The 14352-nt window shown below is 63.4% G+C and carries 9 protein-coding genes; 2 read left to right on the plus strand and 7 right to left on the minus strand.

What is annotated here, in order from left to right; genetic code table 11:
- Positions 1–238: 238 nt before the first annotated feature.
- On the plus strand, positions 239–1072 hold the full coding sequence (locus L0F51_RS01005; RefSeq protein WP_304504487.1) for a permease: 834 nt from the start codon (positions 239–241) through the stop codon (positions 1070–1072).
- 269 nt (positions 1073–1341) lie between these two features.
- On the opposite strand, the gene pflA is transcribed toward L0F51_RS01005, so the two are convergent.
- Together pflA and pflB are read right to left on the minus strand one after the other, a co-directional pair.
- Entirely contained in the window at positions 1342–2160 is an 819-nt protein-coding gene (gene pflA, locus L0F51_RS01010; RefSeq protein WP_234627549.1) for a pyruvate formate-lyase-activating protein, read from the minus strand.
- Entirely contained in the window at positions 2123–4393 is a 2271-nt protein-coding gene (gene pflB / locus L0F51_RS01015; RefSeq protein ID WP_234629290.1) for a formate C-acetyltransferase, read from the minus strand. Before pflB ends, pflA begins: the two co-directional genes overlap by 38 nt.
- Positions 4394–4737: 344 nt before the next feature.
- Between pflB and L0F51_RS01020 the strand changes: the two genes are divergently transcribed.
- On the plus strand, positions 4738–5577 hold the full coding sequence (locus L0F51_RS01020; RefSeq protein WP_234627550.1) for a MurR/RpiR family transcriptional regulator: 840 nt from the start codon (positions 4738–4740) through the stop codon (positions 5575–5577).
- A gap of 33 nt (positions 5578–5610) precedes the next feature.
- On the opposite strand, the gene L0F51_RS01025 is transcribed toward L0F51_RS01020, so the two are convergent.
- The 5 genes from L0F51_RS01025 to ptsP form a co-directional block, all read right to left on the minus strand.
- Positions 5611–5856 (minus strand): hypothetical protein, encoded by a 246-nt coding sequence (locus tag L0F51_RS01025; RefSeq protein WP_234627551.1) that lies wholly within the window; start codon positions 5854–5856, stop codon positions 5611–5613.
- Positions 5857–5971: 115 nt separating this feature from the next.
- Complete coding sequence (adhE, locus tag L0F51_RS01030; RefSeq protein ID WP_234627552.1) at positions 5972–8629, minus strand: bifunctional acetaldehyde-CoA/alcohol dehydrogenase; 2658 nt, start codon at positions 8627–8629, stop codon at positions 5972–5974.
- Between the two features lie 345 nt (positions 8630–8974).
- The gene (locus tag L0F51_RS01035; RefSeq protein WP_234627553.1) at positions 8975–10729 is read right to left on the minus strand and encodes a fructose-specific PTS transporter subunit EIIC; all 1755 of its coding nucleotides are present in this window, start codon (positions 10727–10729) and stop codon (positions 8975–8977) included.
- 8 nt (positions 10730–10737) lie between these two features.
- Positions 10738–11727 (minus strand): 1-phosphofructokinase, encoded by a 990-nt coding sequence (pfkB, locus tag L0F51_RS01040; protein WP_234627554.1) that lies wholly within the window; start codon positions 11725–11727, stop codon positions 10738–10740.
- Positions 11724–14240: a phosphoenolpyruvate--protein phosphotransferase gene (ptsP, locus tag L0F51_RS01045; RefSeq protein WP_234627555.1), complete on the minus strand. Its 2517-nt coding sequence runs from the start codon at positions 14238–14240 to the stop codon at positions 11724–11726. The genes pfkB and ptsP overlap by 4 nt, the downstream gene beginning before the upstream one ends.
- Between the last annotated feature and the right edge of the window lie 112 nt (positions 14241–14352).

The raw sequence follows: 14352 nt of genomic DNA on the forward strand, positions 1-14352 counted from the left end.
GGGAAAGGTTTTCCCAAAAAACTGCAGGCCGGCGGGGGATTGAGAAGCAAAGTACATCTTATGGAGCTCGGTATGGCAAGTGGCGGCAGCTTCATTCGTGCTTCGACTTTTGGCCAAGGCTTGGATCTTGTGAAACAGTGACGACCTCTTGGAGGGCAAAATGACGGTCCTAGGAATAATTGCCGCATTTGGCGGGGGGATATTTGGAGCTGCCATCGGCGCCTTGCCGGCGTTCGAGATGGTTGGCTTCCTCGTGATGATTGGTGTGGCGGTGCAGCTCGGTGTTGCGCCGGAGGCTACCGACTTCTTCGGTCTGCCGTTTGGCGTCTTCGGACCCCATGTCGGCGGCTTTGCCTCAGGTGTTGCTGCAGCGGCCTATGCCGCGCGCCGCGGCAAGTTCGACTCGGGCAAGAACATCCTTGCCGGGATGATGGGTCTTAAGGCGCCGGATGTGCTTCTCGTCGGCGGCGCATTCGGTATCTTCGGTTACATCGTCCAGTATTATCTCGCTCTGGTGCCGGCTTTCGGCGAAGGGCTGGCCTGGACGGATACGGTCGCTCTGACGGTCGTCATCAGCGCCATCGTTACCCGCCTCATGTTCGGCAAGGCTGGCCTGTTCGGAACGCCGAAAGAGGGCACGACGCGCTGGAACCCGGGAGAAGCCGATCGCTGGCTGCCCTTCCAGAGCACGCTCGGCCAGCTCGTCGTGATCGGCCTGGGTGTTGGCATCTTCGGCGGATACCTCGGAGATCTCTACGGTGGCGCTGGATGCTTCCTCGCCTTCGGTATCTCCGCAGCCTCGTTGATCTTCCTCCAGTTCGGCGTTTCCGTTCCGGTCACCCACCACATCGCTCTGCCGGCTGCTTTGGCGGCTGCGGGCTCGGGTAGCCTGCTGTGGGCGGCAGTCGTTGGCGTGATCGGGGCGCTGCTCGGCGAGTTCTTCGCCCGGCTCTTCCACGATCATGGCGATACGCACTTTGATCCGCCGGCAACGACGATCGCCACCATGACGCTCACGGTGAACTATCTGTTGTCGATCGGCTTCTTCAGCCTGGTGCCGCTGCCCTACTAAGGTCAGCAACGAAAGCACCCGAATGACTTTGCCCTCCCGCCGGAGATCGGCGGGAGGGCTTTTTTGTGGGAGAAGAGACTGTGTGCCCGGTTCCAGCTTGAGCCGAGTGAATGCACACGCAAAATCGTCGGGGGTGAGGTCGGGAAAATGCCCGAGCACGAGCCTCACGCGAAGATGAGCAGAATGATTGTCAGATCTCGGGCGGCTTGACGGTGATCGTCGCCGTCAGAGCGAGACGCCGGGCAAACAATGCGCCGCTCCCAGCCCCTCTATGTCGCGAGAAGACCCCGAGCCCGGAAAATGTTGCGCACCCGCTCCGTCTCTTCGAGCTTCGGTGGCTGTGTGCCTGCCAGACGATAGGCCTTGTCCAGGCGGGGCCATTTGTAGGCGCCGAGGTCGTGATAGGGCAGGACGTCGACCCGCTCGACATTCTTGAGATCGGCCACATAGCGGGCGAGGGCTTCGATCTCTGCCGTATTGTCGGTGAAGTCCGGCACGAGGACGTAGCGAAGCCACACGGGCTTCTTCATGGCGGAGAGCCGTTCGGCGAAATCGAGCGTCGGGCGTAGTCGCACGCCGGTCACATTGCGATAGGTGGCTTCCGAGAACGCCTTGATGTCGAGGAGAACGAGGTCGACATCCTCCAGGAACGCGTCATCGGCGCGCGCACCGAGAAAGCCGGATGTGTCGAGCGCCGTGTGCAGGCCGAGCTCTTTCGATGCCCGCAGGATCGCCCGGCAGAATTCAGGCTGCACAAGCGGTTCGCCACCCGTCAAGGTGACGCCGCCGCGCCCGCGCTTCAGGAAGGGCGCGAAGGAGGCAATCTCCGCCGCGATGTCGTCCGAACTCTGCAGCTTCCCCTCGCGCATGTGCCACGTGTCGGGGTTGTGGCAGTAGCAGCAGCGCAAAGGGCAGCCGGAAAGAAACAGCACGTAACGCAGGCCCGGCCCGTCGAGCGTCCCGCCCGTTTCGAGCGAATGCACCCAGCCCTTGACGCAAGGCGTCGTTGCGGCCTCGGGTGCTTCGCTCTGCGTCACCTCCTGAACGAGGTCAGTGGCGCTGGTGGAACGTGCGGCTGATGACGTCAAGCTGCTGCTCCCTGGTCAGCTTGATGAAGTTCACGGCATAGCCCGACACGCGGATGGTGAGCTGCGGATAGAGCTCCGGATGATCCATCGCGTGCAGAAGCGTCTCCTTGTCGAAGACGTTGACGTTCATGTGGTGACCGCCGGCCGCTACGTAGCCGTCGAGCATCCCGACCAGATTTTCCGTCCGCTCGTCCTCGGTCGGTCCGAGCGCGGATGGGACGATCGTGAAGGTATAGGAAATGCCGTCCTGGGCATGTTCGTAAGGCAGCTTCGCGACGCTCGCCATGGAGGCGAGGGCGCCCTTGCTGTCGCGGCCGTGCATCGGATTGGCGCCCGGCGCGAAAGGCTCGCCAGCCTTGCGGCCGTCGGGCGTCGACCCTGTCTTTTTGCCGTAGACCACATTGGAGGTGATGGTCAGAACCGACTGCGTCGGCGTCGCTCCGCGATAGGCCTTCTGCTGGCGCAGAATGTCCATGAAGGTTTTGACGACCCAGGAGGCGATGTCGTCGACGCGTGCATCGTTGTTGCCGAACATCGGATATTCGCCGTCGATCTCGAAGTCGGTGGCAAGCCCGCGCTCGTCGCGGATGACCTTCACCTTGGCGTGCTTGATGGCCGACAGACTGTCCGCCACCACGGAAAGACCGGCAATGCCGCAGGCCATGGTGCGAAGCACGTCGCGGTCGTGCAGCGCCATCTCGAGGCGCTCATACATGTACTTGTCGTGCATGTAGTGGATGGCGTTGAGCGCGTTGACATAGACCCGCGCCAGCCATTCGATCATGGGCAGAAACTTCTCCACGACCGTGTCGTAGTCGAGCACGTCGGCCGTGACGGGCGCGAAAGCCGGCACGACCTGCACGCCGGACTTCTCGTCGCGGCCACCATTGATGGCGTAGAGCAGGGCCTTTGCGAGGTTCGCGCGGGCGCCGAAAAACTGCATCTGCTTGCCGATCTGCATGGCCGAGACACAGCATGCGATGCCGTAATCATCGCCGTAATACGGCCGCATCAGATCGTCGTTTTCATATTGCAGCGAGCACGTCTTGATGGACGTCTCGGCGCAGAATTCCTTGAAGCCCTTGGGCAGCTTCTCCGACCAGAGGACCGTGAGATTGGGCTCTGGCGCGGGGCCGAGGTTGTGCAACGTCTGCAGCATGCGGAAGCTCGTGCGCGTGACGAGCGTCGAACCGTCGAGAGCCATGCCGCCGAGAACTTCCGTGACCCAGGTCGGGTCGCCGGAAAAGAGGGCGTCATATTCCGGCGTCCGCAGGAAGCGGACGAGACGCAGCTTGATGACAAACTGGTCGATGAGTTCCTGTGCCTCGGCTTCCGTGAGGGTGCCTTCGGCGATGTCGCGCTGGATATAGATATCGAGGAAGCTCGATACTCGGCCGAGCGACATGGCCGCGCCATTGGCTTCTTTCACGACCGCCAGATAGGCGAAATACGTCCACTGCACCGCTTCGCGCGCATTGGTTGCCGGCTGTGAAAGATCGAAGCCGTAGACCGCCCCCATCTCCTTGAGTTCGTTGAGGGCCTTGATCTGCTCGGCGATCTCCTCGCGCAACTGGAGAATTTCGGCGTCGAGCGGGCTCACCTCCAGCGAGGTCATCTGCTCCTGCTTGTCGGCGATGAGGCGGTCGACACCGTAAAGGGCGACGCGCCTGTAATCGCCGATGATGCGGCCGCGCCCGTAGGCGTCGGGAAGACCGGTGATGAGACCGGACTTGCGGCAGCGCAGGATTTCATCGGTGTAAACGTCGAAAACGCCGTCATTGTGCGTCTTGCGGAGGCTCGGGAACACCTCTTTGAGCTTGGGCGAAGGCGTAAAGCCATAGGCTTCCAGACCCTTCACGACCATGCGCCAGCCGCCGAACGGCATGATCCCGCGTTTCAGCGGCTTGTCGGTCTGCAGTCCGAAAACGACTTCCAGATCGCGGTCAATATAGCCCGCGCCATGCGAGGTGATGGAGGAGACCACCTCGGTGTCGGCGTCGAGAACGCCGCCCTTGGAGGCGCGTTCCTCTTTCAGGAGTTCGGCAACCTTGTCCCAGAGGGCCTTCGTCCGTTTGGTCGAGCCGCTGAGGAAGGAGGCATCGCCCTCGTAAGGCGTGATATTGTCGAGGATGAAGTCGCGGAGGTTGACTTCGTGCTGCCACGCGCCGGGCTTGAAGCCACGCCACGGGTCGTTCGTCGTCGGGAAGTCGTTGAGATCGACGCGAGAGGACATCACTATGGCGTTCATTGTCACTCCTTGTGAAAAGGGCGCTGTGGCGTGAACCTATCATATTTCTGATGGTTCTGCCGGTTGGATTGGATCCGTTTCACGAACCGTTGACTTTCTGTAGTTTTACTACACAAATGGGTATGGTTGAAGGGCAAAAGAGCGAGAATCGTACCTCGCTCGAATTTTCCCCAAGGGTAAAAATACAAATTCGTCAGAACGTTAGTCTTAATCCGGGTCGGATTTGCGGTGTGTAGCATGCTGTCATGCGTACCACGCAGGGCTTGTCTGTGTTGGCCCCCGTCACGGATGACCGCTTTCGCCGCCTGACGCAACAAAAGAGGGCGGAAATGCTGGGAAGAATCACCTCGGTCAAGGATCAGATCCGACCGTCTGAGCGCAAGCTTGCGGACTTCGTGCTCTCGCATCCTGGCGAGGTCATCAATCTGTCGATGGCCGAAGTGGCGCGCCGCTCGGAGGTGAGCGAGCCGACGGTGGCACGCTTCTGTTCTGCGCTCGGCTGCAAGGGATTTCGCGAGTTCAAGATCAAGCTGGCGCAGGATATCGCCGGCGGGATGCCGTTTCTCGATCAGGATGTGCTGCCCGACGACGGCGCCAGCGGCATCGCCGGAAAAGTCTTCGATCGCACCATCAACACGCTGATCGGCGTGCGCAACAATCTCTCTGCCTCGATGCTCGACAAGGCCGCGGACATTCTGGCGTCGGCGCGGCGCATCGAGTTCTATGGCTCGGGCAATTCCGGCACCATCGCGGAGGACGTCCAGCGCCGCTTCTTTCGGCTCGGAATGCCGACCGTGGCCTACAGCGATCCGCACGTTTACTTCATTTCGTCGCTGTCGCTCGCACCGGGTGATGCGGTCGTGGCCGTCTCGAATTCCGGGCGCACGCGCGATATCCTGGACAGCGTGCAGAATGCGCTGACGGTCGGCGCCGATGTCGTGGCGCTGACCCGCTCCGATTCTCCGCTGGCCCGCCTCGCGACGGTGAGCCTTCTGACCGACGTTGCGGAGGAATACGACGTTTATTCGCCGCTCACCTCCCGCATCAGTCACCTCGTTTTGGGAGATGCACTCTCCATCTGCGTGGCGCTGCGCAAGGGACGGACCCTGCATGAGCGCGTGGAGCGCAGCAAAGCGCTCTTGAAGGAAAACGGCGGGCTGCGGGACTGACGACAAGATATGCAAAGCCGTCGGCACGTGCTGTCAGAAGTCGCCGAGCGCGCGTGCGACATCATGCATGAGCCGGTCTGCGACCTGCACCGACAGCGCCCGGTCGTCCGGATCCATGCCGAAAACGGGCTCGCTGCTCGCCAGAAAGGTCTCGCTGCGGCAGGTCCAGGCGGACTGGCCTGAGACGGTCATCTCATAGCTGCGGGCGTCTTCGTTGAAAAGGCACTGAACCGTGAGGCCTCGCGCGTCTTTGGCGGTCCACATCAAGCTCTTGCTCATCGTCTCGTTCCTTCTGTCTCCGGCGACAAATCTTGGAATTGGTTGGCGCCGGAGTTGATCTGGCGGGTCCGCTTTCTTCGGGAGGAGGGGTGAGAGCGGACCCGCCAATGCGCCGTCATTCGGCGGCAAGAGAGGCTGGGGAGGAAGCCTGCGTCTGGTCTTCGGCTTCGAGCGACGGCTCGACCCAGGCCCGGCCGTAATAGCTGTCGAGAAGGAGCTGCTTCAGCTCGCTGACGAGCGGAAAGCGTGGATTTGCGGTCGTGCACTGGTCGTCGAAGGCCGCCTCTGCGAGGCTGTCCACCTTGTCGAGGAAATCCGCTTCCTTGACGCCGAAAGCCTGGATGCTCTCCGGGATTTCCAGCGCTTCTTTCAGCTCGTCCACCCAGGCGATAAGGCTCTGCACCCGCTCGTGGTCGCGCTCGCCGGAAAGGCCGAGATGGCGGGCGATCTGCGCATAGCGTGCGACGCCTTTCGGACGGTCGTACTGGCTGAAGGCCGTCTGCTTGGTCGGAATGTCGGCCGAGTTGTAGCGGATGACATTCGAGATCAGGAGCGCATTGGCGATGCCGTGCGGAATATGGAATTCCGCGCCGATCTTGTGCGCCATGGAATGGCAGACGCCGAGGAAGGCATTGGCGAAGGCGATGCCGGCGATCGTTGCTGCATTGTGCACCTGCTCGCGCGCCTTCGGATCTTCGTGACCTTTGCGGTAGGCCGACGGCAGGTAGTCTTTCAGGAGCTTGAGGGCCTGCAGCCCCTGGCCGTCGCTATATTCGTTCGCCAGCACCGAGACGTAGGATTCGAGCGCATGCGTCACCGCATCGATGCCGCCGGCCGCCGTCAGGGACTTCGGCATGTTCATGACGAGGTTGGGGTCGACGATCGCCATGTTCGGCGTCAGCTCGTAATCGGCGATCGGGTATTTGATGCCGGTTTTCTCGTCGGTGACGACGGCAAACGGGGTGACTTCAGAGCCCGTGCCCGAGGTGGTCGGCACCGCGACGAACTGCGCTTTCAAGCCCATTTTCGGGAATTTGTAGATGCGCTTGCGGATATCCATGAAGCGCAGCGCGAGCTCTTCGAAGGCGACGTCGGGATGCTCGTACATCACCCACATGATCTTCGCCGCATCCATCGGCGAACCGCCGCCCTGCGCCAGGATCACGTCCGGCTTGAAGGCATTGGCGAGCGAGGTGGCCTTGCGCACCGTCTCGAGCGTCGGATCGGCGTTGACCTCGTAGAAGACCTCGACCTCGAGACCGAGATTCTTGAGGAGGCTGATGGTTTCGCTGACGGCGCCGCTTTCGAACAGGAATTTGTCCGTGACGATCAGGCAGCGCTTGTGTCCCCGCAACTCTTCGAGCGCGAAAGGCAGGCTGCCACGGCGGAAGTAGATGGATTTCGGAAGTTTGTGCCAGAGCATGTTTTCCGCTCGCTTCGCCACGGTTTTCTTGTTCATGAGATGCTGGGGGCCGACATTTTCGGAGATCGAATTGCCGCCCCAGGAGCCGCAGCCGAGTGTCAACGAGGGAGCCAGCCGGAAATTGTAGAGGTCGCCGATCCCGCCCTGCGAAGACGGTGAGTTGATCAGGATGCGCGCCGTTTTCATGCGGTCGCCGAATTGGCGGATGCGCTCTTCCTGCTGATCCTGCTCGGTGTAGAGGACCGAGGTATGGCCGATGCCGCCGAGCGCGACGAGGTCCGCCGCGATATCGCAGGCATGGCCGAAGTCCTTCGCGCGGTAGAGCGCGAGCGTCGGTGACAGCTTTTCATGAGCGAAGACCTCTGTCTCGCTCACTTCACTCACTTCGCCGATCAGAACCTTGGTGAAGGGCGGCACCGAAAACCCGGCCATTTCCGCGATGGCGGCGGCCGACTGGCCGACGACACGGGCATTCAGCGTGCCGTTCGGCATGATGACATGGCGGACCGCGTCCGTCTCGTCGGGGGAGAGGATGTAGCCGCCGTGCTTGGAAAAGCGTGCGCGCACCGCGTCATAGACCTGATCGACGACAATCGCCGATTGCTCCGAGGCGCAGATGACGCCGTTGTCGAAAGTCTTCGACATGAGAATGGAGGCGACGGCGCGCTTGATGTCGGCGAATTCGTCGATGACGGCCGGCGTGTTGCCGGCGCCGACGCCGATTGCCGGCTTGCCGGAGGAATAGGCCGCCTTGACCATGCCCGGCCCGCCGGTCGCGAGAATGAGGTTGATGTCCTTGTGGCGCATGAGCGCGTTCGAGAGTTCGACCGTCGGTTCCTCGAGCCAGCCGATGATGTTCTCAGGCGCTCCGGCCGCGACCGCCGCTTCGAGCACGATGCGGGCGGCCTCGCAGGTCGCGTGGCGCGCGCGCGGATGCGGCGAGAAGATGATGCCGTTCCGCGTCTTCAGGCTGATGAGCGCCTTGAAGATGGCGGTCGATGTCGGGTTGGTCGTCGGGACGATGCCGCAGATGAGGCCGATCGGCTCGGCAATGGTCAGCGTGCCGTACTCCGGCTCCTCGGAGAGGATGCCGCAGGTCTTCTCGTCCTTATATTTGTTGTAGATGTACTCCGACGCGAAGTGGTTCTTGACCACCTTGTCTTCCATCACGCCCATGCTGGTCTCTTCGACGGCGAGCTTGGCAAGCTTGATGCGGGCGTTGTTGGCCGCCAGTGCGGCGGCGCGGAAGATCCGGTCGACCTTCTCCTGGGAGTAACCCGCATAGACCCGTTGGGCCTCCTTCACGGGAGCGATGAGAGCGTCGAGGCTGGGGAGCGTATCGGATGTCATGGCTCTGGCCCTTCCAGGAATGCCGGTTTTCTGCGCGCTGCCCTAAGAGTGGAACCCGAGAGAGCAGGGATGGCTGTGCCGTTCGCGGACTGATGCCGGGATGGTCTGTGTTTTCCGGCCGAGCGATCAGCTTATGTAGTAAAACTACACTATCTACTACAAGCGACTTTAGCAAGCGAAATCGAGCTTTTCGTGACGAAGTTTCGTGTGGCCAATGCGGTCGTTCTGGTGCCGCGCGAAGCCCCGTCCATGCTCGCCAGAATGTGCTTTCAACGCGATGAGGCCGGCGTTTTTAGCGCCGGCCTCTGCCTGGGTTCTTGCGGGGGGAGGGCAAGCTCCGCAGGCTTATTCAGCGGGTGCCAGAGCCGGCGCAGTAGCCGCTATCGGCTTCTTGAGAAGTCGCAGGAGCACCGCGCTCACCACCGTGCCGACCAGGAGCGCCACGATGTAGCCGCCGAGATGGGTGACGGCGTTCGGGATCGGCAGGACGAAAATGCCGCCATGCGGAACCTTGAGCTCCGCACCGATCGCCATCGAGATGGCGCCGGTCGTGGCAGCACCCACCATCATGGCGGGGATCACCCGTAGAGGATCGCGAGCCGCGAACGGGATGGCGCCCTCCGTGATGAAGGCGATGCCGAGCACGGCTGCGGCATTGCCGGCTTCCCGCTCGTCCGCGGTGAAGCGGTCGGCGAAGATCTTCGTCGCAAGCGCCACGGCGAGCGGCGGCACCATGCCCGCGGCCATCGCGGCCGCCATCGGCGTGTACACCTGGCTGGCGATGAGCCCGGTGGAGAAGGTGTAGGCCGCCTTGTTGACGGGGCCGCCGAGGTCGAAGCCCATCATCGCTCCGATGATGAGGCCGAGCATGATGGCGCTCGAGCCCTGCATCGACTTCAGCCAGTTGGTCAGGAAGGTCATGGTTTCGGCGACGGGCGTGCCGATCACGTACATCATCAACAGGCCGGTCAGGAGCGTGCCGAGGAGCGGCAGAATGAGAACCGGCTTCAAGCCTTCAAGGTTCTTGTGCAACTTGATGTGGCGATTCATGAAATCGGTGCCGTAGCCGGCGATGAAACCGGCGACGATGCCGCCAAGGAAGCCGGCGCCGACATTGGCGGCGAGAAGGCCGCCGATCATGCCGGGTGTGATGCCGGGCCGGTCGGCGATCGAATAGGCGATATAGCCGGCAAGGGCCGGGACCATCAGTGCGAAGCCGCCCTTGGCGCCGATCTGGAAGAGATTGTAGGCGAGCGTGCCTTCGTTCTCGTAGGCGTAGATGCCGCCGATCGCAAAGGCGACCGCGATCAGCAAGCCGCCCGCCACGACGAAGGGCAGCATGTACGAGACACCGGTCATCAGGTGCTTGTAGGGGCCCGTGCGGGACGCCGCGCGTTCCGCCTTGCCTGCGGCGACGCGATCGGCGAGGCCCTGGCTGCCGCCCTGGATCTCGGCTTCCTTGAAAGCCCGTTCAACCAGCGCCTTGCCGTTGTTGATGGCGGGTTTCGTGCCCGAGAGGAAAACGGGCTTGCCGGCGAATCGGCTCAAATCCACCTGCGTGTCGGCGGCGATGATGACGAGATCGGCCTTTGCGATTTCCTCGTCGGTCAGCTTGTTCTGCGAGCCGACCGAGCCTTGCGTCTCCACGCGCGCGGAGTAGCCGAGCGCTTCGGCGCCCTTCTGCACGCCTTCGGCCGCCATGAAGGTATGGGCGATGCCGGTCGGGCAGGAGGTGATGGCGACGATGTGCTTCTGTCCGCCCGATGACGCGGCCGGCGCCGCATCCGTGGCGGCACCAGCGTCTTGAACGGCCTGAGCGAGGACGCCGTCTGCATCCTCCAGGACCGCCTCGATGGTCGCGGTGCTTTGCTTCAGCGCGCCGAAACGGCTTTCCTCGTGCTCACCGGGGCCGACCAGGAGAAGGGCGACGGCGTCACCTGCAGCCTTGCCCGAAATCGAATTGCGGATGCCGAGGTCGGAGCGCACCTCGATGTCGATGCGATGGCCCAGATTGTCGGCCGCCTTGCGCAGGGCCTCGGCCGCCAACGCGGCCTGGGTCGTGAGGTCGCCTGCCGATATGACGGCAAGAACGTGTGTCATGGGTCCTCCTATGCTTGTTGCTTGAGGTCCCGGCCAGCCGGGAGCTCCGTCACGACGACCGCCCGCGCAAGACGCTGGACCTCATCTGCATCGGGCAGGTGCGGCCCGATGCGGCCGAGCTTCGCGGCGGCAAAGGCGTTGGAAAGGCGCGCCACGTCCTCAAGCGGCGCATCCTCTCGAAAGGCGGCGACGAGGCCCGCCACCATGGCGTCTCCGGCCCCGACTGTGCTCAAGGTTTCGACGGGCTCGCTTCGACCCATGAGAACCTGGTCTTTGGTAACGAACAGAGCTCCCTCGGCGCCGAGGGAAACCACCACGATTGCGATGCCGCTCGCCTGAAGGGCTTGGGCGGCGGCGAGAAGATCCTCGCGGCCTGCCAAGGACTTGCCCGCCCATTCTTCGAGTTCGTGCTGGTTGGGTTTGACGCAAAAGGGGAGATCCTGGGCTGGTGCCGAGAGGGCGGCCCTGAGCGGTGCCCCGCTGGTATCGACAACGACGCGTGCACCTCGTTTGCGCAATGCCGCTGCGAGGCGGGCAAGCGTGTCGTCAGGAAGCCCGGCCGGCAGACTGCCGGCGAGCACGACGAGGCTGTCGGGCGCGACCGTTTCGTTGAGAACGGCTTTCACCCGCTCGAGCGCAGCTTCGTCGGCCACCGGTCCGGGGAGGTTGATGTCGGTGGTTTCGTTGCGGGTGGGATCTGCGATTTTGATGTTCGTGCGCGTTTCTCCGGGAACGCGCACGAAGAGATCGCGAATGCTCTTGGCGCTGAAAAGCGCCTCGAAGGGGCCGGGATTGCCGCCGCCCAGGATGCCCGTCGCAATCACGGGCACCGACCAGTCGGCGAGGCAGCTCGCGACATTGACGCCCTTGCCGCCTGCATTGCTCTGCACGGACGAGGCGCGGTGCACTTCGCCGAGCGTCATCCCTTCCACGACGACCGTCTGATCGATCGCCGGGTTCAGGGTGACGGTGACGACGGGGAGGGGCGAGGTTTTCACGATTCCTCCCGATCCAAGGCATGCACCTCGGCCGCCGTCTCGCAGTCCAGAGCTTTGTCGGCGAGGGCTTTGAGCGCGGTCAGGGACGTTCCGCGCAGGGCCGCTTTGACGGCGGGGATGTCACGCGGCGTCATCGACAATTCGTTGACCCCGAGGCCGGTCAAGAGAGAGGCCGCGAACGGTTCGCCGGCGATGCCGCCGCACACGCCGACCCAGCGGCCATGCTTTGCGGCGCCCTCGACGGTCATGCGGATCAGGCGCAGGACGCAGGGATGCAGGGCATCCGCCTCTGCGGCGAGTTCCGGATGCTGCCGGTCGATGGCAAGCCCGTATTGCGTGAGGTCGTTGGTTCCGATGGAGAAGAAATCGACATAGCGGGCGAGGATGTCCGCCCCGATCGCGGCGGCCGGCACCTCGACCATGGCGCCGAGCGGCACTTTTGGCGCATCGAGTTCATCGCGAATGCTGTCGGCGACGGCCCTGAGGCGTTGCATTTCGCCGACGGAGGTAATCATCGGGAACATGATCGAAAGACCGCTGCTCTCGCCGTCACGGGCCGCGCGATAAAGCGCACGCAGCTGCGTGGCGAGAAGGTCGAGGCGGCGCAGGAGAAGCCGCGAACCGCGCACGCCGAGGAAGGGGTTGGCCTCGCGCGGGAGGTTGAGATGCGGCACCTGCTTGTCGCCGCCGATATCGAGTGCCCGCACGATGAGCGGACGGTCTTCGAGACCATCGAGCATGGCGCGGTAGGTCTCGTACTGCTCGTCTTCCGTCGGTGCGGAGCTGCGCTCCAGGAACAGAAACTCCGTGCGCATCAGGCCGACACCTTCGCCGCCTTGCGACAGTGCGAGCTCGATCTGGTCTGGCCGGTTGATGTTTGCCGCGATCTCCACCTGATGGCCGTCGGTGGTGCGCGCGGGCAGGCTGCGCTCGGCGATCTCGCGCTTGTGCTGCTCTTCCTGCGAGGCGAGCCAGTCGCGCGCCGAAGCGATGGCCGAGGCGGACGGCTTCGGATAGAGGCGGCCGGCCTGTCCATCGAGAATGACTTCCGTGCCGTCTTCGAGATCGAGCAGAGCCTCGCTGCCGCCGACCATCGCCGGCAGGCCGAGCGTGCGTGCCAGAATGGCAGTGTGTGAAGTCGGTCCGCCCTGAACGGTGGCGAGCCCGAGCACCCGCTCCACGTCGAGGCCCGCCGTATCGGACGGCGAGAGGTCGCCGGCGAGGAGGATGCACGGCTCGGCCGGCAGGGGATCGCCGTCTCGGTTTTCGAGCGAGGGGTCGATCCGCGCCAGGACGCGCCGCCCGACGTCGCGCAGATCGGCGGCACGTGCGGCCAGCACCTCGTTGTCGTTGGATTCGAGATCCCGGGCCGTGCGTTCGATCGCCTCGTTCCATGACCAGGCGAGACCATGCCCTTCGACCATCAGCTGACAGGCGAGGGTGATGAGATCGGTGTCGTGGAGGAGTTCGGCCTGGGCGCGGAAGATGTTCGCTTCCGCCTCGCCGAGACGGCGCAGCGTGTCGTCGGCGAGGACGCGCAGCTGCGTCTGCGTCACCGTCAAAGCCTCATGCAGCCTGTTGCCGCCTTCGTTGAGTGGCGTTGGCGTATCCGCAATCGCGATATCGGCGGGCGCATAGACGTGGATCGGCCCGATCGACAGGCCGGGGCTCGCGCCGATGCCTGCGATGACGGGCATCTCTTCGGGCGGCGTCCAGCCCTTGACGGTCGGCTCCGGTCCCTTCGCCGCCTGGGCGTCGGCTTTTTCCTGGGCGCTGAGCTCGGTGACGGTTGCCTGCATCCGGTCGATTGCGGAGCCCGCATCGGGGCCGTCGGCGGAAATGACGATCGTGTCGCCCTGGCGCAGACCGAGCCGCAGAAGCGACACGAGCGCCTTGGCGTCGGCCACCGCGGCGCCTTTGCGCACCTGGACGGAGCCGCTCGCCTTGCGAGCCGCAGCGACCCATGCCGAAGCCGGGCGGGCGTGAAGGCCCGAAGGATAATCGACCACCCATTCGAAGCGTTCGTCGAGGTCTTCCGCCGGAGCCCCGCCCGTCTCGGGCTCGGCGTCGGCCTCGCTCAAAGCATTGATGATGTCGGAGGTGTCGTTCGTCTTGAAGAGCTTCTGAAGCTGCTCCTCGTCTTGCAGGAGGTTGGTGAGACGCCTCAGCGTGTCGATATGCGCGTCCGATTCCGCGGCGATGGCGACGACGAGATGCACAGTCTGGCCCGCGTTCCATTCGACGCCCTCGGGCACCTGCAGGATGGCGAGGCCGTTGCGGCGAACCATGCTCCGATCTTCGACTTTTCCGTGGGGGATGGCGACGCCATGTCCGAGATAGGTTTCGGCCACGTCCTCGCGCCGCATCATGCTGTCGGCATATTGGGGATCGATGCATCCGGCCGCGATCAACAGCTGCGCGGCTTCGCGGATGGCAGCCTCTTTGTCGGCGGGGGCGGCGCCGAGGCGAACCAGATTGGACGGTGGCAGGATGTCGGGCTGGGCGTTTGTCATTGGTCCATTTCCTCCGTACCAGTTGATTTACTGAAAACGATTACATTCTAGATGTCAATCGTGACGATGCCAAAAATCCATGTTTTGCAGCGCACAATGGTTGCCTGTGCGC

This window comes from Afifella sp. H1R, from assembly GCF_021462425.1.
Classification (GTDB): domain Bacteria; phylum Pseudomonadota; class Alphaproteobacteria; order Rhizobiales; family Afifellaceae; genus Afifella; species Afifella aestuarii.